The organism is Aeromicrobium sp. (genome assembly GCF_036676885.1).
Classification (GTDB): domain Bacteria; phylum Actinomycetota; class Actinomycetes; order Propionibacteriales; family Nocardioidaceae; genus Aeromicrobium.
Genome location: NZ_JAKFCB010000108.1, coordinates 1 through 19,943, shown reverse-complemented (window position 1 = coordinate 19,943; position 19,943 = coordinate 1). Strand labels below are relative to the sequence as shown.

General features: G+C 68.6%; 18 protein-coding genes and 2 pseudogenes. 9 read left to right on the top strand and 11 right to left on the bottom strand.

Annotation, left to right across the window (positions count from 1 at the left end; genetic code table 11):
- From V6M46_RS05505 to V6M46_RS05485, 5 genes and pseudogenes are all read right to left on the bottom strand, one after another.
- A pseudogene (locus V6M46_RS05505) lies at positions 1 to 282 on the bottom strand (pyridoxal 5'-phosphate synthase lyase subunit PdxS); the annotation flags it as partial.
- 142 nt (positions 283 to 424) lie between these two features.
- A complete protein-coding gene (locus tag V6M46_RS05500; RefSeq protein ID WP_332662773.1) occupies positions 425 to 976 on the bottom strand; it encodes a hypothetical protein in 552 nt (183 codons plus the stop codon).
- A gap of 153 nt (positions 977 to 1,129) precedes the next feature.
- On the bottom strand, positions 1,130 to 1,738 hold the full coding sequence (locus tag V6M46_RS05495; RefSeq protein WP_332662772.1) for a sortase domain-containing protein: 609 nt from the start codon (positions 1,736 to 1,738) through the stop codon (positions 1,130 to 1,132).
- A gap of 90 nt (positions 1,739 to 1,828) precedes the next feature.
- Positions 1,829 to 2,503 carry a response regulator transcription factor gene (locus tag V6M46_RS05490; protein ID WP_332662771.1) on the bottom strand — a complete coding sequence of 225 codons (675 nt, stop codon included), beginning with the start codon at positions 2,501 to 2,503 and terminating at the stop codon, positions 1,829 to 1,831.
- The gene (locus tag V6M46_RS05485; RefSeq protein ID WP_332662770.1) at positions 2,500 to 3,657 is read right to left on the bottom strand and encodes a sensor histidine kinase; all 1,158 of its coding nucleotides are present in this window, start codon (positions 3,655 to 3,657) and stop codon (positions 2,500 to 2,502) included. Before V6M46_RS05485 ends, V6M46_RS05490 begins: the two co-directional genes overlap by 4 nt.
- A 218-nt stretch (positions 3,658 to 3,875) precedes the next feature.
- Here V6M46_RS05485 and V6M46_RS05480 point away from each other — a divergent pair, with 218 nt between their 5' ends.
- A complete protein-coding gene (locus V6M46_RS05480) occupies positions 3,876 to 6,020 on the top strand; it encodes an MMPL family transporter (RefSeq protein WP_332662769.1) in 2,145 nt (714 codons plus the stop codon).
- Here V6M46_RS05480 and V6M46_RS05475 read toward each other — a convergent pair whose 3' ends face one another.
- The 4 genes from V6M46_RS05475 to thrS all read right to left on the bottom strand — a co-directional run bounded on the left by V6M46_RS05475 (position 6,021) and on the right by thrS (position 10,963).
- Complete coding sequence (locus tag V6M46_RS05475; protein ID WP_332662768.1) at positions 6,021 to 7,661, bottom strand: sigma-70 family RNA polymerase sigma factor; 1,641 nt, start codon at positions 7,659 to 7,661, stop codon at positions 6,021 to 6,023.
- A gap of 127 nt (positions 7,662 to 7,788) precedes the next feature.
- The gene (gene pgsA / locus V6M46_RS05470) at positions 7,789 to 8,427 is read right to left on the bottom strand and encodes a phosphatidylinositol phosphate synthase (RefSeq protein ID WP_332662767.1); all 639 of its coding nucleotides are present in this window, start codon (positions 8,425 to 8,427) and stop codon (positions 7,789 to 7,791) included.
- Between the two features lie 2 nt (positions 8,428 to 8,429).
- Entirely contained in the window at positions 8,430 to 8,978 is a 549-nt protein-coding gene (locus tag V6M46_RS05465) for an HIT family protein (RefSeq protein WP_332662766.1), read from the bottom strand.
- Positions 8,975 to 10,963: a threonine--tRNA ligase gene (gene thrS, locus V6M46_RS05460; RefSeq protein WP_332662765.1), complete on the bottom strand. Its 1,989-nt coding sequence runs from the start codon at positions 10,961 to 10,963 to the stop codon at positions 8,975 to 8,977. Before thrS ends, V6M46_RS05465 begins: the two co-directional genes overlap by 4 nt.
- A 136-nt stretch (positions 10,964 to 11,099) precedes the next feature.
- On the opposite strand from thrS, the gene V6M46_RS05455 reads away from it, so the two are divergent.
- The 4 genes from V6M46_RS05455 to V6M46_RS05440 all read left to right on the top strand — a co-directional run bounded on the left by V6M46_RS05455 (position 11,100) and on the right by V6M46_RS05440 (position 16,040).
- Complete coding sequence (locus tag V6M46_RS05455; RefSeq protein WP_332662764.1) at positions 11,100 to 13,442, top strand: PAS domain S-box protein; 2,343 nt, start codon at positions 11,100 to 11,102, stop codon at positions 13,440 to 13,442.
- Between the two features lie 112 nt (positions 13,443 to 13,554).
- Entirely contained in the window at positions 13,555 to 15,015 is a 1,461-nt protein-coding gene (locus V6M46_RS05450) for a flavin-containing monooxygenase (RefSeq protein WP_332662763.1), read from the top strand.
- Between the two features lie 19 nt (positions 15,016 to 15,034).
- Positions 15,035 to 15,634 carry an acetoacetate decarboxylase family protein gene (locus V6M46_RS05445; RefSeq protein WP_332662762.1) on the top strand — a complete coding sequence of 200 codons (600 nt, stop codon included), beginning with the start codon at positions 15,035 to 15,037 and terminating at the stop codon, positions 15,632 to 15,634.
- A 31-nt stretch (positions 15,635 to 15,665) separates the two neighbouring features.
- Positions 15,666 to 16,040, top strand: coding sequence for a hypothetical protein (locus V6M46_RS05440; RefSeq protein WP_332662761.1), 375 nt, complete (start codon positions 15,666 to 15,668; stop codon positions 16,038 to 16,040).
- Between the two features lie 3 nt (positions 16,041 to 16,043).
- Here V6M46_RS05440 and V6M46_RS05435 read toward each other — a convergent pair whose 3' ends face one another.
- Both V6M46_RS05435 and V6M46_RS05430 read right to left on the bottom strand, forming a co-directional pair.
- Positions 16,044 to 16,388 carry a cupin domain-containing protein gene (locus V6M46_RS05435; RefSeq protein WP_332662760.1) on the bottom strand — a complete coding sequence of 115 codons (345 nt, stop codon included), beginning with the start codon at positions 16,386 to 16,388 and terminating at the stop codon, positions 16,044 to 16,046.
- 184 nt (positions 16,389 to 16,572) lie between these two features.
- Positions 16,573 to 16,707, bottom strand: a complete 135-nt coding sequence (locus V6M46_RS05430) for a hypothetical protein (RefSeq protein WP_332662759.1) — start codon at positions 16,705 to 16,707, stop codon at positions 16,573 to 16,575.
- Positions 16,708 to 16,795: 88 nt separating this feature from the next.
- On the opposite strand from V6M46_RS05430, the gene V6M46_RS05425 reads away from it, so the two are divergent.
- From V6M46_RS05425 to V6M46_RS05410, 4 genes and pseudogenes are all read left to right on the top strand, one after another.
- Positions 16,796 to 17,194 (top strand): hypothetical protein, encoded by a 399-nt coding sequence (locus V6M46_RS05425; protein ID WP_332662758.1) that lies wholly within the window; start codon positions 16,796 to 16,798, stop codon positions 17,192 to 17,194.
- A gap of 93 nt (positions 17,195 to 17,287) precedes the next feature.
- Positions 17,288 to 17,959, top strand: coding sequence for a DUF6766 family protein (locus V6M46_RS05420; RefSeq protein WP_332662757.1), 672 nt, complete (start codon positions 17,288 to 17,290; stop codon positions 17,957 to 17,959).
- 295 nt (positions 17,960 to 18,254) lie between these two features.
- Positions 18,255 to 19,388 carry an ice-binding family protein gene (locus tag V6M46_RS05415; protein WP_332662756.1) on the top strand — a complete coding sequence of 378 codons (1,134 nt, stop codon included), beginning with the start codon at positions 18,255 to 18,257 and terminating at the stop codon, positions 19,386 to 19,388.
- A 249-nt stretch (positions 19,389 to 19,637) separates the two neighbouring features.
- Positions 19,638 to 19,943 (top strand): annotated as a pseudogene (locus V6M46_RS05410) (YfcC family protein); the annotation flags it as partial.

The window sequence follows — 19,943 nt, the reverse complement described above, 5'->3', positions numbered from 1 at the left end:
CGCCTCGACGAAGTGACCGATGCGGGCCTTGGCCATCACCGGGATCGAGACGGCCTCGATGATGCCGTCGATCAGGTCGGGGTCGGACATCCGGGCCACGCCGCCCTGCGAGCGGATGTCAGCAGGTACGCGCTCCAGCGCCATCACCGCGACCGCGCCGGCGTCCTCGGCGATCTTGGCCTGCTCGGCATTGACGACGTCCATGATGACGCCGCCCTTGAGCATCTCTGCCATGCCGCGCTTGACCCGCGACGTACCGACCGTGGTTGCTTCGTTGCTCACTGCTGTGTCCTTTGATGTGCCCAGATGATCAGCTCCAGTCTACTCGTGACGCACCTCTCCTCATGCGCCGGACAGCTCCCCGCGGAACGCAGCAAAGGGCCCCGCACCCCTGGATGGTGCGAGGCCCTTCGGTCTGTGCGGATCAGGCGTTGCCGCGCGTACGCCTGCGGACCGCGAGCGCAGCACCCGAAGCGGTCACCGCGAGGCCGCCGGCGAACAGCCAGGCCACGTCCAGGCCGCCGTCCTGCTCCTCGGAGGCGAGGCCCGCGTCGACGCGGTTCGGCAGCTGGACGGTGTCGACGACGTCGTCGACCGAGCTCTTGTCCTCGCCGCCGTTGCCACCGTCGCCGCCGTCGTTCGGCTCGTCGTCCGGCGTGCAGTCGACACCGTGCGTCGGGCAGGGCTCGGGGTTCGTGATGACGTCCGGGCCGTCAGGCTGGGTCGGCTCGGGCTGGGGGCCGACCTTGTCGTCCGGACCCTCGGGCTGGGGCGCCGGGGCCTTGTCCTGCGGGCCCTTCGGCTCAACGGGCTCGGATGCCGGAGCGGCGATGTCGAGCTCGGGCTGAGGGTCGGTGTTCGGCTGGACGATGATGACCGGAGTGGGCTCGGCCGCCGTTGCGGCGGCCGGAACCATCGTGAAGGCGGCCGTGGCCAGCGGGGCGGCGATCATCAGGTTGCGGATCGTGGCGTTCATGTTCATGTTCTCCTCTTGGTTGGTCTTGCTGTCGTCGGTGCTGTTGTCAGTGGTTGTTGCTTGCTCGGATGTAGGAGCACGACCCCCTGGGAGTCCTTGCAACTTTTCTGGAGCTTTTTTCGACCGGATCTCCGTGACGCACAGAACCGCAGGTCAGAGCGCGAGTCGGGCGTACACGATCGTGTTGTCCGGGTACATCCGGGTGATGGGATCGGGCTTGCCACCGCAGGTGATGAGGCGCAGCACGGGCTGGTCGGTGCCGTTCCAGATCCGCTCGTACGGCAGTGCTTCCTTGTCGGCCTGCTCCACGGACTCGACGACGAATGTCGACCTGCCGCCGGCGCGCTCGACCGTCACCCGGTCCCCCGGCTCGAGCTCGTGCAGGCGGGCGAAGACGTCGTCGCCTGCAGGGCCATGGACGTGAGCCACGAGCACCGCGGGTCCAGGTGCGCCGGGGCGCGGTCCCAGGTCGTACCAGCCCGCATCACCGAAGTCGGGTGTCTCCATGGCGCCGTCCGGCTTGAGACCGACGCCGTGCAGTCGCTCGCTGACGTCGATCGCCGGGATCGACAGGCGGGTCGGCCTACCGACGGGGCCCGCCTCGGGGGTCACTGCCACCGGCGCGGGCAGCGGCGCGGGCGCCTGGGCCGCCACCGGCTCACGCGCTGGGAGCTCAGGTTCGGTTCGGCCGGAACCGGTGAGACCGGACAGGGCGGCCCACGCTGTGGCGGTGAGGATGGTCGTGCGGACGATGCGGTTCATGCCAGGTGCCTCCGGCTCTCGTGTACGTACACGAGTGGGAGCACCGGGTTGCCCGGTTCTTACAACTTTCGGACGCTGCGCCGGTCGGGGTCAGGCGGGGTTGCGGCGACCTGCCTCCACGAGCCCGCTCTCGTACGCGAAGACCACCAGCTGGGTGCGATCTCGCAGGCCGAGCTTGCTGAGGAGGCTCGAGACGTGCGACTTCACGGTGGCGGACCCGATGAAGAGCTCGGCCGAGATCTCGGTGTTGCTCGCCCCCTGGGCGACGGCGAGCAGCACCTCGCGCTCACGGTCGGTGAGCAGCTCCAGCTGCGATGAGCTGACCGTGTCGACTGCCAGGCGCTGGGCGAACTGGCCGATGAGCCGGCTCGTGATGGTCGGTGCAAGCAGCGCGCCGCCGGACGAGACCGTCCGGACCGCGACGGGGAGCTCCTCCGGCGGGATGTCCTTGAGGATGAATCCGCTCGCGCCCGCGCGCAGCGCCCGATAGACGTACGCATCCGGTTCGAACGTCGTGAGGATCAGCACCCGGACCGGCCAGTCCGCCTCCTCGATGATCCGGGCGGTGGCCTCCAGCCCGTCCAGCTCCGGCATCCGGATGTCCATGAGGATCACGTCCGGACGGTGCGTCCGCGCCACCTCGATCGCCTCCAGGCCCGTGCCCGCCTCGGCCACGACCTCGATGTCGTCCTGCTGGCCGAGCACCATGGCAAAGCCCCCGCGGACGAGCGCCTGGTCGTCGACGACGACGACACGAATCGTCATACGGACTCCTCGCTCAGGGGTAGAACCGCGTGCACCCGGAACCCGCCATCGGGACGAGCCGCGGCCTGCAGGCTACCGCCGAGCAGCTGGACTCGCTCCCGCATGCCGACCAGCCCATGACCGGAGCCCGGGAGCAGCGTGGCGCCCCGACCGTCGTCGCTCACCTCGAGCGTGACGACACGAGGGCCGATGCGGACCTGGACCTCGGCCGCGGTCCCGGGTCCGGCGTGCTTGAGCACGTTGGTCAGCGCCTCCTGCACGATGCGGTAGGCGAACAGGTCGACTCGCGCCGGCAGGCTCGCAGGGACGGGATCCAGGTCCAGGGACACCGCAAGGCCGGCCTCGCGGAACTGGGCGACCAGACGCTCGACTCCGGCCAGGCCCGGCTGCGGCCCCAGCTCACCGATCGAGCTGTCCGGCCGCAACACGGCGAGCAGGTGCCGTAGCTCGCTGAGGGCTTCGCGACCGGTCTGCTCGACGGCCGCCATGGCCTGCACGGCACTCTCGGGATCGGCCACGGCGACGGTCTTGGCGGCCCCGGCCTGCACGGTCATCAGGCTCACCCCGTGAGCCACGACGTCGTGCAGCTCGCGCGCGATCCTGGCTCGTTCCTCGGCGAGGACGCGATTCTCCTGGGCCTCCTGCTCCCGGGCGACCAGGACGGACCGCTCGCCTCGGTGCCGCACGCGCCGTCCGACGTACCAGATGAAGAACACGACGAGCGCGCCTCCGATGACGTCCGAGACCGGTGACTCCGCGGTGACGGCGTCGATCGCGGCGAATGCCATCGCCGCGGCAGGTACGGCGATGGTGGCCGCCCGCCCCTCGGCGTACCTGCCGGCACTGTAGAGCGAGACCAGGAAGGCGAAGCCGATCTGGCCGTCTGGCTGCGCGAGCAGCAGCACGGCTGAGCAGGCCAACGCGACCGTGAACACGAGAGCCCCGTGCTCGCGGCGACGCAGGAGGGCCACGGCGGCCACGGCGAAGACGACCCAGGCCAACGGCGCGATGTCCCACGGTGCACGGAGCTCGGCGTTCCCGTTGTCGCGGAGCCCGACCAGGACGCTGACCAGGAACGCCGACGTCGCGAGCACGGCGTCGACTTTCCGGGGCGACCTGTCGGTCCACGCACGGATGCGTGCAGTGAGGGACATCTGGTCATCGTAGGGCGGCCGGCGACCAGGAACGCCCACCTGGAGGCGAAACCCGTCTCCTCCTCATGGCGGAGGTGGGCGGGCCGGGGGCCGGCCCGAAATCCGCCTTCGAGAGGACGCGGAAGGCACCTCGTGGCCGACGACGGGCGCGCCGGATCACGGCACCGTCGTACACACCGGCGGTCGCTGTGTCCGCCACACCGCGAAGAGAGCAGATCATGAACCGACTCACCCGCCAGCTGGCCGCCGCCAGTGCCAGGCGCCCGTGGCGCACCATCACCGTATGGCTCCTCGTCCTGGGGGCGACGGGCTTCCTCGCTGCCGGCTCCGGCGGCGGCTTCATCGACGACTTCGCATCGCCCGGCAGCCAGAGCCAGCGCGCCACCGAGCTGCTGAAGGAGAAGTTCCCTGAGGCGGCACAGGACAAGGTGCTGATCGTGCTCGCGGCCACGGACGACGACGGCCTGGCGGCGCGACGACAAGGCGTCGACGGCGTGCTGGCCGGCTTCGCCGGGATGGACCATGTCGCCCGGCTGACCGACCCGTTCACGGCCGGCACGATCTCGGCCGACGGCCGCATCGGGTACGCGGAGCTGACCCTGGACACTCCTGCGGCCGAGCTCGGGGGCGCGTACTTCACGACGTTGTCGGACGCGGTCGCGCACGCCGACGTCGCCGGCGTGCAGGTCGAGCTCGGTGGCGACCTGGCGTTCCTCAACTCCGAGGACGAGACCTCGGGCACCGAGGCCGTCGGCATCGTGGTCGCGCTGATCGTGCTGTTGGTGGCGTTCGGCACAGCGGTCGCGGCGTTGGTGCCGATCGGGCTGGCCCTGGTGGCGGTCGGAACCGGGATCGCCGGGATCACGGTGCTCGCCGGCACGATGGACGTGTCGACGTCCGCCCTCCCCGTGGCGGGCATGGTCGGGCTGGGTGTCGGGATCGACTACGCGCTGTTCATCGTCGCCCGTTATCGCGAGAACCGCGCCGCGGGCCAGGACAACCAGCTCGCCCTGTCGAACACCATGGACTCCTCAGGAGCGGCGGTCGTCTTCGCGGGCGGCACGGTGATCCTCGCCATGGCGGCGCTCGCGATCGTCGGACTCGGCGTGCTGACGTCCATCGGTCTCGCCACCGCGCTGGTCGTGCTGATCGCGGTCGCGGCGGCCATCACCCTGCTGCCCGCCGCGCTCGGTCTCCTCGGCGACCGCATCGACAGCGGTCGTGTGTTGGGTCGTCGTCGCCCGGTGAAGCGCCCTGCAGAGAGCGCATGGTGGCGGTTCGCGCACCGGGTCTCGGGACGCCCGTGGCCATACCTGCTCGGGGCAACCGCCGTCCTGCTGAGCCTGGCCGCGCCGGTCCTGTGGATCCAGACGGTCTTCCCGGCCGCAGGTGACGCACCCACCTCGACGACGCAGCGACAGGCGTACGACTTGCTGGCCGACGGCTTCGGTCGCGGGATCAACGGCCCACTGCTCGTCGTCGTCGATCTGGATGCTCCCGGCGTCGAGGCGAATGAGGTGGCCGGCGTCGCCGCGGGCATCGCCGCGAACTCCCACATCGCGTCGGTGAGCGAGCCGCAGGTCTCGAAAGACGGCGCAACCATGGTGTTCTCCGCCATTCCGACGACCGGTCCGGCCGACCCGAAGACCTCGGTCGCCATCTCGGAGGTTCGTGAGCTGCTGCCCGACAACGTCTACATCTCGGGGATCACGGCGACCACTGACGACCTCAACGAACGGCTCAGCAGCACCATGCCACTGTTCGTCGGCGCCGTGCTGGGTGCCTCGTTCCTGCTGCTGATGCTGGTCTTCCGGTCTGTCGCCGTGCCGATCAAGGCCGTGCTGATGAACCTGCTCTCGATCGGCGGCGCGTACGGCGTGCTGGTCGCGGTGTTCCAGTGGGGCTGGTTCGGCGGCCTGATCGGACTGGAGGGTCCGACGCCGATCACCTCGTTGATCCCGGTGATCATGTTCCCGATCCTGTTCGGGCTGTCGATGGACTACGAGGTGTTCCTGCTGTCGCGGATCCGTGAGGAGTTCACACGCACGGGCGACAACGCCGAGTCGGTGGCCCGCGGTCTGGCCGGCACCGGCAGGGTCATCACCTCGGCGGCGCTGATCATGGTCGCGGTCTTCCTCAGCTTCGTCGCCAGCCCGGTGCCGTCGGTGAAGATGCTCGGGGTCGGCCTGGCCACCGCGGTCCTGATCGATGCCACGATCGTCCGGATGGTGCTCGTGCCGGCGACGATGTCACTGCTCGGACGGGCCAACTGGTGGCTCCCCCGCTGGCTCGACCGGGTGCTCCCGCAGCTGACCGTCGAGGCGCCAGACGAGCGGCCTGAACCTGCCGCGGTCCCCGTATAGCTAGCCGGGGCAAGGGTCAGGGCTGACCGTGCGCGATGCGGTTGCCACGTTGCCACGCTTGTCGGTGGCCGTCACCCGCATCGTGACAGGCCCCCCAGCCGAGAGGGGACCCATCTCAGCTCTCCAGACCGATCCGGAACCGCTCATCGATGCACTGCCTGATCCGCCGTCGCCGGACCATCGCAGGACGACCGACGAGAGTCCACTCTCGTCCGTGACGGTCGCCCTCACCGGGATCGGGTTGCAGACCGAGTTTGAGCCGGCAGTCGGACGGCCGACGATCGGCTTGCGCTCCTCGACCAGAGAGACCTTGACCTGGGCGCTGCCATTGGCCCATGAGATGCCGATCGTCCCGGAGGACGAGCCTTCACCGACATCGCCGCGGTCGGCGCGGACGGCGACGCGTGACGACGTGCCGGGCTCGACGCGGCCGGTGGACGGTGACGCCGACAGCCAGGCAGAGCTCGACGTCAGGCGGTAGTCGACCGGAAGGCCGCCGGTGTTGGTGAGGGTGACGCTCGAGCTGCTGCCGCTGCGTCCCAGGGCGATCGACGTCGTCGACACCGTCAGGACGCCGGGAGCACTGCTCGACTTCGTCGGCGTCGGCGTAGGAGTCGGAGTCGTGGAGGCCTTCGCATCGGCGGTCGGTGTCGGTGACGGCTGCGCCGTCGGGGTCGTCACGACGTTGCCCTTGGGTGACGGGTCGCCGTCGTCGCCGGCCCAGAACAGCGCGGCGACCCCGGACAGGATGATGGCGACCGCGGCGGCAGCGGCCGTGACCGCGGCCCTGGGCCTGCGCCGCGGGGTCAGCGTGGAGGCCGCGGTCAGCGGCTCTCCGGCGGGCGTCGTGTAGGCAACCAGCTGGGTGTCGGAGACGACCCGGTCGCGCAGCGTCAATGGCGCCGCGAAGATCGGCACGGAGGCGAGCAGCATCCACGGGCTGAGGATCTTCTTGCGTCGCTTCGAGCACACGTCGCAGTCGTCGACGTGGCGGGAGACCCGCTTCCTGACGAGCGGCGAGAACGTCCCGTCCCAGTCGGCGAGCACGGCATCGAGGTCGTCGCAGTCGTCCCGGCCGAGGCGCGCGATCAGCAGAGCGCCGAGCGAGCGGTCGACCTGCGCGCGCAGGCGGTTCAGCATCACGTACGCATTGGCGGCCGAGACGCCCATCGCCTCACCGAGCTCAGCGCCCTCGAGGCCCTGCCTGAGGTGCAGGTCGAGGAGGGCGCGATCGCGATCGGCGAGCCCGGCGGAGGCGTCCCACACGATCTTCTGCATCGCGGCCCGCTCCGCCTCCTGGTCAGGGGTCAGGGCGTCATCAGCCATCTGAATCAGCTGCTCCTCGCCGCCGAATGCGACGCGTTTGCGCGCTCGGAGCTTGCGCAGGCACTCGCTGCGCACGATGGCGTACAGCCAAGGGCGCAGCCGGTCCGGATCGCGCAGCTGGCTCAGCCGTTCGGCGACCAGCACGAACGAGTCCGCCACGGCGTCCGCCGCGTCCTCCCGGTGTCGCAGCATCGAGTACGCGAAGTCGTACAGCTTGGTGCCATAGCGGTCGTAGACCGCGGCGAACGCGTCGCGGTCGGCCGCCAGCACCCCCGCGACGAGCTCGGCGTCCGTGGGTCCGGTCTCGTCGGTCACCGTCGCATCCTAGAACGCCTCGCAGCGACATACCGGCAACCCGCGACATCTGACATCTCTCTTCTCCTGGCGGTCATTTCACCGGTAGGAGTCGCAGGGGTGCCGAGGTCTTACAAGTTTTTGCCGATCAGCTGTCGAGGTGCGGGTTGGCCACGGCCTGCTTGCGCACCATCAGCATCCGTTGGCCGACGGTGATCGTGCTCGCCGCGGCCAGCGCCCAGAGCGCGATCTCGCGCAGGAACGGCGCGTCGAACATGCCCGAGAAGCCGGTCATGATGAGGATCGCGACCAGCCGGTCCGAGCGCTCGGCGATGCCGCCCTTGGCGGTCATGCCGAGGCTCTCGGCGCGGGCCCGGGCATACGACGTCAGCCCGCCGAGGAAGAGGCACGCCAGGCTCAGGTAGAGGTAGATCCTCGGGTCGCCGAAGTCGGCCTCGGCGTCGGCAGTCGAGTAGTAGATCACCAGGCCGCCGAAGATCGCGGCGTCGCCGACCCGGTCGAGCGTCGAGTCGAGGAACGCGCCCCACTTCGACGACTGACCGGACTTGCGGGCCATGTAGCCGTCGATGATGTCGCTGAACACGAACACCGTGATCACGAGGACACCGATGAGGAACTCGCCACGCGGGAAGAAGATCAGTGCACCGGCGGTGACGCCGATCGTGCCGACCCAGGTGACCCAGTCCGGCTTGACGCCCAGCCGCAGCAGGAGATCGCCCAGCGGCGCCCACACGTTGGACCAGAACTGTCGGAAGCGTTCGAGCATGGTTACTCCTCGGGCCAGGCCGCCGCGAGCATCTCGCGGGTGTCGCCCAGCAGTTGCGGCATGGTCTTGGTCTGCCCGATGACCGGCAGGAAGTTCGAGTCGCCGCCCCAGCGGGGGACGATGTGCTGGTGCAGGTGCGCGGCGATGCCGGCACCGGCGATGTTGCCCTGGTTCATCCCCAGGTTGAACCCATGGGGGCTCGTGACCTCGCGCATCGTCCGCATCGCGGTCTTGGTCAGCTCGGCGACCTCGACCGTCTCGTCGTCGGTCAGGTCGGTGTAGTCCGCGACGTGGCGGTAGGGGCACACGAGCAGGTGCCCGGCGTTGTAGGGATAGAGGTTGAGCACGACGTACGCCGACTTGCCCCGGTGCACGATCAGCCCCTCGACGTCGTCCATCTGCGGGATGCGGCAGAACGGGCAGTCCGCCTCGTCACCGGTCGCCGGCTTGCCCTCGCCCTTGATGTAGACGATCCGGTGCGGGGTCCACAGCCGCTCGAACGCATCGGGCTCCCCCACGCCGTCCTGCTGGCCCGTGTCGCGGTCGGTCATACCTGAACTCGCGTCTCGACCGCCTCGACGATGCGGGCGATGGCGTCGTCGAGCGCGATGCCGTTCTCCTGCTCACCGCTGCGATAGCGGAACGACACTGCACCGGCCTCGATGTCGTTGTCGCCGGCGATCACCATGAACGGGACCTTCTGGGTCTGCGCGTTGCGGATCTTCTTCTGCATCCGCTCGTCGGAGTCGTCGACCTCGACGCGTATGCCCTTGGCCTTGAGCCGGGCCGCGAGCTCGTAGAGGTAGTCGGCGTGCCGCTCCGCGACCGGGATGCCGACGACCTGCACGGGCGCGAGCCACGGAGGGAAGGCGCCGGCGTAGTGCTCGACGAGCACGCCCATGAACCGCTCGATCGAGCCGAACTTCGCCGAGTGGATCATGACCGGCTGCTGCCGGCTGCCGTCCGCAGCGACGTACTCGAGGTTGAAGCGCTCGGGCGACGGCTGGTTGAAGTCGTACTGGATCGTCGACATCTGCCACGTACGGCCGATGGCGTCACGAGCCTGCACCGAGACCTTGGGGCCGTAGTAGGCCGCACCGCCGGGATCGGGCACGAGCTCGAGGCCGCTCTCGACGCAGACGTCCTCGAGGACCTTCGTCGCGACCGCCCAGTCCTCGTCCGAGCCGATGAACTTGTCCTTGGACGCGTCACGGGTCGACAGCTCGAGATAGAAGTCGTCGAGGCCGAAGTCACGCAGCAGGCTCAGCACGAAGTTGAGCAGATGCCGGATCTCGTCGGGCGCCTGCTCCGGGGTCACGTACGAGTGCGAGTCGTCCTGCGCGAAGCCGCGGACGCGGGTGAGGCCGTGCACGACGCCCGACTTCTCGTGGCGGTAGACGTGGCCGAACTCGAACAGCCGAAGCGGCAGCTCGCGATAGGACCGGCCACGCGACCGGAAGATCAGGTTGTGCATCGGGCAGTTCATGGCCTTCAGCCGGTAGTCGCTGCCGTCGACGTCCAGCGCCGGGAACATGCCCTCGCCGTAGTAGGGCAGGTGGCCGGAGGTGTGGAACAGGGCTTCCTTCGCGATGTGGGGCGTGCCGACGTACTCGAAGCCCTCCTCGATGTGACGGCGTCGGACGTAGTCCTCCATCTCGCGCTTGATGACTCCGCCCCTGGGGTGGAACACCGGCAGGCCGGAGCCGATCTCGTCAGGGAAGCTGTAGAGGTCGAGCTCGGTGCCGAGCCGCCGGTGGTCGCGGCGCTGCGCCTCCTCGATGCGGTGCAGATGGGCGTCCAGGGCTTCCTTGGTCTCCCACGCGGTGCCGTAGATGCGCTGCAGCTGCTTGTTCTTCTCGTCGCCGCGCCAGTAGGCAGCGGCACTGCGCATGAGCTTGAACGCCGGGATGCGCTTGGTGGTCGGCAGGTGCGGGCCACGGCACAGGTCCTTCCAGGCCAGCGAGCCGTCGCGCTTGAGGTTGTCGTAGATCGTCAGGCCGCCGGCCCCGACCTCGACGCTCGCACCCTCGGCCGCATCACTGGCGCTGGACTTGAGGCCGATCAGCTCGAGCTTGTAAGGCTCGTCGGCGAGCTCCGAGCGCGCGTCGTCGTCGGAGATCTCGCGGCGATCGAACTTCTGGCCCTCCTTGACGATCTTGCGCATGCGCGACTCGATCTTGTCGAGGTCCTCGGGCACGAACGGCTCGGGCACGTCGAAGTCGTAGTAGAAGCCGTCGGTGATCGGCGGACCGATGCCGAGCCTGGCCTCGGGGAACAGCTCCTGGACGGCCTGCGCCATGACGTGAGCCGTCGAGTGCCGCAGGATGTCGCGGCCGTCCGGGGAGTCGATCGCGACACCCTCGACCTGGTCACCGTCGGTGAGCTCGTACGCCAGGTCCTTCAGCTCGCCACCGACCCGCGCCGCGATGATGTCGGGCGACTCGGCGAACAGCTGCCACGCCTTGGTGCCCTTCTCGACAGCTCGTGCCTCGGCCCCTGAATCGGGAGCAGTCAGGACGATCTGGATGTCGGACATGCGTGACCTCTGTTCGGTATGACGCGCCCTACGAATGGCGCGTTCTGCTTGTCTCCACCCTAGATCAGTGCCACGCGGTGAGGTCAGGTGCCTGTTCCGGTCGCGCGAACGCTCTCACGGGGCCATAGTGGCGATCATGGGGAACAACGCTCCGACCGTCGTTCTCATCGACGACTCTGCCGAAGTGCGCGAGCTCCTCAAGACCCAGTTCAGACTCTCGGGGCTGCTCACGGTCGTCGCCGATGGGGTCGACGGGATCGAGGCGATCGGGCTGGCGCACCGGCACAAACCGGATCTGCTGCTGCTCGACCTGTCGATGCCGACCATGGACGGGCTCGACGCGTTGCACGGAATCCTCACGGTCTCCCCCCAGACGCGCATCGTCATCTACACCGGATTCGAGAGCAACGGCCTTGCTGACCGCGCCCTCGAGCTCGGAGCGACCGCATTCCTCGAGAAGTCGATCCCGATCGACCAGATGGCGCCCCGAATGGTCGAGATCCTGGCCAAGGCCAACTCGCCCGCGGAGCGGCGAGCGCTCAAAGCCGTGCCGGTCGTCACTCATGAGGATGAGGCCGAACGAGTGGCGGATGATCACGATCACGACGACCAGAGCGTGTTGGACGAGCACCTCGAGCGGTTCCGGGAGGTCTTCGAGCAGGCCGCGATCGGGATGGCGACGATGACCCTGACCGGCAGCATCGTGCGGGCCAATCGTGCGCTCGGCAAGATCCTGCTCCGCAAGCACCAGGACCTCGTCGGGGTCGACTACGCGACGCTCACCTCGGGTCGCGCAGAGCATCTGGCCGCTGCGCTGCACGAGATCCAGGTCGGCGCGGCCGATCTGGTGCACCTCGAGCACGAGGTGCGCGGGAGCGCGGAGCCGCGACACGTACGCGCCTCCATCGCTGCCGTGCGCGACGCCGCGAGGGAGCCGCTCTACCTGTTCCTCCAGGTCCAGGACGTCACCGCCCAGCGGGCCGCTGAGGAGAAGCTCCGCCTCAGCGAGGAGCGCTTCCGGCTGCTGGTCGACGCCGTCGAGGAGTACGCCATCTTCATGCTCTCCCCCGAGGGCATCGTCGTGAGCTGGAACGCCGGCGCGCAACGCAGCGAGGGCTATCGAGCCGACGAGATCATCGGGCGGCACTTCCGTACGTTCTACCCTCCGGAGCAGCAGGAGGCCCGGCATCCGGAGTACGAGCTCGAGCGCGCCATGATCGACGGCCACTACTCCGAGGAGGGGTGGCGGATCCGCAAGGACGGGTCGGAGTTCTGGGCGCACGTGCTCATCACCGCGGTGTTCGACGAGACCGGGCAGCACGTGGGATTCGCCAAGGTGACCCGTGACATCTCCGCCAACCGCGAGGCCAATGAGGCCTTGCGGCAGAGCGAGGAGCGGTTCCGGTTGCTGGTCGAGGCCGTCGGCGACTATGCGATCTTCATGCTGGACCCGCAGGGCCGGGTCATGAGCTGGAACACCGGCGCCCAGCGGAGCAAGGGCTACACCAGCCGCGAGATCATCGGGCAGCACTTCCGCGTCTTCTACCCGCCGGAGAGCCAGGCCGAACGGCACCCCGAGCACGAGCTCGAGATCGCGCTCCGCGAAGGGCGCTATGAGGAGGAGGGCTGGCGGGTACGCAAGGACGGCTCCCACTACTGGGCCAACGTGGTGATCACCGCGGTGTTCAACGACGTCGGAGAACACATCGGCTTCGCCAAGGTCACCCGCGACCGCACCGACAAACGTCGCCTGGACGACGAACGCGAGCAGACCAACGCGGCACTGGAGGAGCTCAACATGCGGCTCCAGCAGGCGGCTGCGGACCAGTCACAGTTCCTCGCCGTCACGGCACACGAGCTGCGTACGCCAGCGGCCGTGCTGCGCGGCTCCGCGGACACGCTCGCGCGGCACTGGGCCGACCTGGGCGAACGCGAGCGGCGCGGACTGCTGGCAGGCATGACGTCGAGCGCCGATCGCCTCGGCCGCCTGCTCAACGACCTGCTCACAGCCTCCAAGCTGGACGCCAAGGCCTTGAACCTCAGCCCGGAACGCATCTCGGTCGCGGCGCTGATCCGTGCCGCCGTCGACACCGCCCGAGTCGCAAGGACCGGTGTCGACATCCAGGTCGACCCACTCCCTGATCTCCACGTCATGGTCGATCCCAACCGGTACGGGCAGGCCATCGACAACCTGATCGGCAACGCGGTCTCGCACGGTGCCCCACCGGTGACCCTCGGCGCCGACCTGGTCGATGGCGTGGCCCAGATCCGGGTGAGTGACTCAGGCGCCGGCGTCGACGCCGCCGTCCTGCCGCGGTTGTTCGAGCGGTTCGCCACGGCCGACAACGTCCGGGGCACGGGCCTCGGCCTGTTCATCGTCCGGGAGCTCGCCAGGGCCTCTGGCGGCGACGCGTTCTACGTGCCCCGCTCGGAGGACCAGCCGGCGGGGGCGTTCGTCCTGACCGCCCCCCTCGCCTGAGGCCACCACCGCGACGACTGCTCACTTCGCAGCCATGGTCAGGGCCGATCTGACCGTGACAGTATGGGTGTCAGCATCGGCCGATCCGCGCCGGACGAGCGAAGGAGCCTGCATGACGTCAGTCGGGATCATCGGTTCCGGATTCGGCGCGCTCGCCGTGGCGATCGAGCTGAAGCGTGCGGGGCACACCGATCTGCGGCTGTGGGAGCGGTCGCACGACCTGGGCGGCGTGTGGCGCGACAACACCTATCCGGGCGCCGGCTGCGACGTCCCCTCCCCGCTCTACTCGTTCTCGTACGAGCCCAATCCCGGCTGGAGCCGCCGCTACGCGCTGCAGGAGGAGATCCACGCCTACATCCGCTCGGTCGCCGACAAGCACGGCATCACCCCGCTCGTACGCTTCGACACCGAGGTCGTGGCCGCCAGGTGGAGCGACAACTCCTCGACCTGGACCGTGACCTGCCGTGACCCTTCGACGGACTCGGGAACCAGGGAGGAGACCGTCGACATCCTGGTCAGCGCGGTCGGACAGCTCTCGCGGCCGACCCTGCCCCGCATCGAGGGCATCGACTCGTTCGCCGGCACGTCGTTCCACTCCGCGCAGTGGGACCACTCGTTCGACCCGACCGGCAAGACGATCGCAGTGGTGGGCTCGGGCGCAAGCGCGGTGCAGTTCATCCCGCACCTGGCCCGCGATGCTCGCAAGCTGGTGGTCTTCCAGCGCTCGCCCAACTACCTGCTGCCCAAGCCCGACAAGCCCTACAAGGCGTTCCATACCAAGCTGTTCGAGGTGGCCCCGATCAGCCTGCGCATCGAGCGCGGCGGGGTGTGGGCGCTCACGGAGCAGTTTTCCCGCGGCCTCGACGACGAGTCGAGGGTGGGCCGGATCAACAAGGCGATCGCGATATGGCACCTGCGCAAGCAGGTCAAGGACCCCGAGCTGCGGGCCAAGCTGACGCCCGACTACCCCATCGGCTGCAAGCGCATCCTGTTCTCCAACGAGTTCTACCCGGCGTTGGCGCAGGACAACGTCGACGTCGTGACGCACGCGATCACGTCGGTCACGCCGAAGGGCGTCGTCGACGCTGATGGCACCGAGCACGAGGTCGACGCGATCATCTACGCGACCGGCTTCGACACCCAGGACTTCCTTCAGTCGATCGACATCACCGGCACCAGGGGCCAGAAGCTCGCGACCCAGTGGGCCGACGGCGCCCACGCCTACCTGGGCATGTACGTCCCCAACTTCCCCAACCTGTTCGTCACCTACGGTCCCAACACCAACCTCGGCGGCGGGTCGATCATCTTCATGCTGGAGGCGCAGGCCCGCCACATGCGGCAGACGATGGACCGACTGAAGGCCGGCGACTACACGACGGTCGAGGTGACCGAAGAGGCCGAGCTGGCCTACGACCGGGAGCTCACCGAGAAGCTCGAGCACTCCGCATGGGCGCACTGCGACAACTGGTATCGCCACCGCTCGGGCCGCATCACCTCCAACTGGCCCGGGTCGACAGCCCCGTTCGCCAAGGCGACCAAGGTGCTCGAGCCGACTGCGTTCCGGTGGGCATGAGCGAGCCGGGGGTGCCGGCATGACTGAGTATCCGGCGGAGCCGTGGGATCTGCACGGTCACGCGTACGTCGGCGTCTGGCTGTTGCCGCGCGGTCTCACACCCGAGCCGAGCTCGCCGGCCACCAGGACCGTCACGATCTTCGGCCGCGCCCTCGTGTGTGCCGCGTTCTTCGTCTACGAGGAGCCCAGCCCGCTGACGTACGACGAGATCATGGCGACCGTGCTGGTGCGCGACGGGTGGCGGCCACGCGTGTCGATCACCCACATCTGGGTCAACAGCGTCGCCTCCCGTGACGGTGGGCGCCGCCTGTGGGCGATCCCCAAGGACCTTGCTGACTTCGAGGTCGCGCCCCACTCCTCGTACGCCGCACCCGGCATCGGCTCGCTCGCGGTCCGCCGCGTACGCCGGCTCCCTGCGCAGCTGCCCCTGCGCTTTCGGATCGCACAGGACCGCCAGGGCTCGCTGCTCGTCTCCCCGGTCACCGGCCGCATCCGCTTCGGGCTCACCGCAGCGCGCTGGTCGTTCGCCGGCGACGGACCGCTCAGCTTCCTGGCGGGCCGCAGGCCGCTCCTGACGGTGGCCTGCCGGCCGTTCCACCTGCTCTTCGGCCGGCGATGAGGCTGGTGCCGGATCCCACTAAGGTCAGATCATGTCTCGCCTCGCCATCCTGACCGTGACGACCCTCCTCGTGCTCGCCGGCTGCACGTCGTCCGACAACGGCGGCGACGACGGCAAGGACTCGGCGAAGCCGTCGGCCACCAAGACCACCGCCGCCCCCAAGGGTCCGGATTGCGCCAGCATCTGGAAGGACGGGGCGACCTTGCCGGAGGACTACACGCAGTGCGTCGAGGACGGCGCGTACGGCACCCAGGACGTGACCGAGTGCGAGGACGGCACCAGGCTCGTCGTCTACTCCGACACGTACTACGCCATCACCGGCGGCCCCATCAGCAAGCCTGATGTGGCGCCGATGCAGGACACCGAGCAGTTCGGCACGGCATTTGCCGCCTGCACGGGCGAGTAACCGTCAGTCCTGGGCGAGCTCCGGCCCGAGCGCTGCCTCGCCAGTCGCCGTCGCCGGCTCCTTGAGCTCGACGAACATGACGTGCGTCTCGGACGTGCCGATGTTCTCGCCGGCGTGGGTCTGCGCGGGAAGCCACGCGGCATGGCCCGGTTGGAGCGAGACCTCTCTGACCTGATCGCCGACGCTGAGCCGGCGGTCGAACGCGCTCATCGTCACCATGACGCTGTCGGGGTGCGTGTGCGGCGTCGTCCGGTCACCCGGCTTGTCGCGGTACTCGAGGATCCGTACGCGCTCGTTCTCGAACACCACCCGGTATAGCGACGGGTTGGACTCGACGGGGTCTGACATCCGTCGAGTGTGTTCCCGCGCGTCGGGTGTGGTCAAGCAGTCTCACCGAGATCGCACGGCAATGGAGGTTTGCGGCCAGAACTTTGGGGTACACGGCGGTCCTCGACCGGCAGTCGAGAGATCGGGCGGGCTGGAGGCTTACGCAGACTCTCCAGCCCGCCGGTCTCCGCAATGACCGCATCCGCTACCGGATCCGGCGGGACCAACCCTCGACATCTGGCTCGGTCATCGGCGGCGTCTCCTGCGCGCCGATGCCCGGCTCCTCAGGATCCTCCTCACTGGGGATCTGATCCGGCTCGTCGTCAGGTGATGTCGTCATCAGGATGCCTCTCTCCAGAACGCCTACGTACCCGTCCGGCGCTCACCCCAAGCGGGTACGAGACGCGCTTTCTGGGTATGGCCTCGACGTGAGATCGCTGACGGCTGCAGCTGCTTCCGTGGTCGTCCTCATGTGCCTGTCCGGGTGCTCATCCGGCAACGACGACGCGGCCACCCGGGCGGCCGAAAGGTTGCGCACCGGCCTGCAAGCCGGGGACGGTGCCGCCGCCTGCGACGCGCTCAGCGACGAGGTGCGGCAGGAACTGGCTCAGTCGCAGGGAACTTCCTGCGAGACCGCGGTCATGGAGGCGGGCATCCCCGACGCCGGCCGAGTTGTCGACGTGAAGGTCTACGGCACCGCGGCCCAGGTCCGCTATGCCGAGGACGTCGTGTTCCTGGGCGAGTTCCCCGACGGCTGGAAGGTGACCGCCGCGGGCTGCACCCGGCAGGCCGATGCGCCGTACGACTGCAAGGTCCAAGGAGGCTAGATGCGCACCGTGTTCGTGCTGTACCTGCTCATCATCTGGGTCGGGCTGGCGTACTTCCTGACCGCCGGACTGATCCACGCCTAGGAGGCCATGATGCGTACGTTCATCCGCGACAACTCGCTCAGCCTGTTCTTCCTCGTCATCTTCTTCGCCGCGCTCGTCGGCCAGGCGTTCGCCGGCTGGGCGCAGTTCAACAACGAGCAGATGGCGTCGGGCCTGGCCGAGATCGGCTTCGGCCGCTATCTGACGTCGGCGGACTTCGCGGTCGACGTCACCGAGAACTGGCAGAGCGAGTACCTGCAGTTCCTGCTCTACATCCTCGCGACGGTGTTCTTCTTCCAGAAGGGCTCACCCGAGTCTCCCGCGCGCATCGGACTCGGCACCGACAAGGAGCAGAAGCTGGGGCACCACGCCCTGGACGACTCCCCCGCCTGGGCCAAGGCGGGCGGCGTACGTACCTCGATCTTCTCGTGGTCGCTGACGATCGTGATGGCCTCGATCTTCGTGGTCTCCTGGCTCGCGCAGTCCATCGCCGGCTGGGCGGCGTACAACGAGACGCGTCTCGGGGACCGACTCGACCCGCTCTCATGGGGGTCGTACCTGGTGAATGCCGACTTCTGGGCCAGGACCCTGCAGAACTGGCAGTCCGAGTTCCTCGCGGTCGGCTCGATGGCAGTGCTGGCGATCTACCTGCGGCAGCGCGGGAGCGCCGAGAGCAAGCCGGTCGGCGAGCCGCACGATTCCACGGCGGTCACCGGAGCCTGATGAACGTCCTGCCGGACGCGGGGACCTTCGTCCATGGCGCATCCGGACGCCCCGTGCGACCTTGGAGGAGTGAGCCTGACGCAAACATGCCGATCGCAGCAGCGGATCGCCGAAGCGACAGGTCACCTGTGGGGGGAATCATCCTGAGAGTCGGGGACTCCACGCACTGGGCGGCATCTTCACGATCTCGTACGCCGTCGCACGGTCCGTCAGCCCCGGTGAACCCATCGGTTCGGCACGGACGCCGAGAAGCGTGGTCCTTCTCTATTTCCTTGGCCATGGCTGAGAGTCGATCATGTCCTTGCTCAACCACTCCCCTTCACGCAGCCGTCGGGCCGTCCGCCTGACCGCTGGCATCGGCCTGCTCGCCCTTGTCCCGTTCCTGATCTCCACGGCGAACACGGCTCACGCCGCCGACCCCATCGGCCTCGGTACGGCTGAGGACTTCTCGGTGCTCGCCGGGTCAGGTGTGACCAACACCGGCGTCACGACTCTTGCCAGCAGCGTCGGCTCGCACGAGACGCCCACGATCACCACTGACACGCCGTTCGTCTTCGGCCCAGGCGCGACGAACCACGCCGGCAACGCCGTCACGCAGACAGCAAAGGCTGACCTGCTCACGGCCTACAACGAGGCTGCGGGTGCCGCTTCGACCTCCGCCGTGCCGGCCGAGCTCAACCGCGAGCTGCCGTACCTGGCCGGGGTCTACACGGCCACCAGCGAGATGCAGCTCACCGGATCGATCACGCTGGACGGTGGAGGAAGCAACGACAGCGTCTTCATCTTCCAGGCGGGCTCGACGCTCATCACGTCGTCCAACGCGTCAGTGATCCTGACCAACGGTGCTCAGGCCTGCAACGTCTACTGGCAGGTCGGCAGCTCAGCGACCTTCGGGACCGGCACGTCATTCGTCGGCAACGTGCTCGCGCACACCTCGATCACCGCGACAACCAGTGCGACGTTCGAGGGCCGTCTGCTGGCGAACTTCGGCGCGGTCACCCTCGACACCAACACGATCCGCGATCCCGGTTGTGAGACCGGGCCCGGTGGCGGCACCGACACCGACGCCACCGATGGCGCGGCGATAGACGCCACTGACGCCACGGACGCGACCGACGCGACTGACGCCACGGACGCGACCGATGCGACCGACGCCGGAACCGACGCCGACTCGGCCGGCGCCAGCGCCGGATCCATCACTGGCACCACGACCGAAGCCGGTGCTCAGAGCGCGGACAACCAGCTGGGGACCCAGGCCCAGGACAGCACGGACAACGGCACTGATTCAGCGATCGGCACGGACTCCACCACCACCGACCTGCCGAACACCGGTGGAGCCGGCCTGCTCCCACTGCTGATCGGCCTCCTGGCCGCAGCCGGCGGCATCGTCCTGATCGTCAGTGCCGCACGCACCAGTCGCGGCGTGTAGCGATTCCCACCTCGCTGCGGCCGAATGCGCAGTGAGACGCAAGGCCCCTGACCGCATACCTGCTGGTCAGGGGCCCTCATCACGTCGCCGTTCCACGGTGCTCGGCCGAAGACGAGCCGACTCCAGCCCGGTCTGCTGCCGCGCGAGGAGTGTCCAAAGTCCCTATGCCTCGGGCCCAACGACGGAGGTCGGCCGGCGCCGTGCGCTGGTTGTCTGAACGGACAGAGCACCCCCAAAGGAGGGCGAATCATGTCCACAGTCTCTGATCGTCGGCCGGCTGAGCCGGACGCAAAGCCGCACACCTGGCGGTTCCCGAGCGCATTCACCGTGCTGGCGGCGGTGACCTTGGCGGTGTGGACGCTGGCGTTCATCGTCCCCACCGGCGCCTACGACGTCAGCGACGAGACCGGCGGTCCCGTACCGGGCAGCTATCACCACGTCGACTCCGGCCTCTCCTTCGGAGACCGGCTCATGGAGCTGTTCCTCGCCCCGGTCAACGGCCTCTACGGCATCGAATCCTCCGAAACGGGCTTCATCGGGCCCTACGAGAGCGGT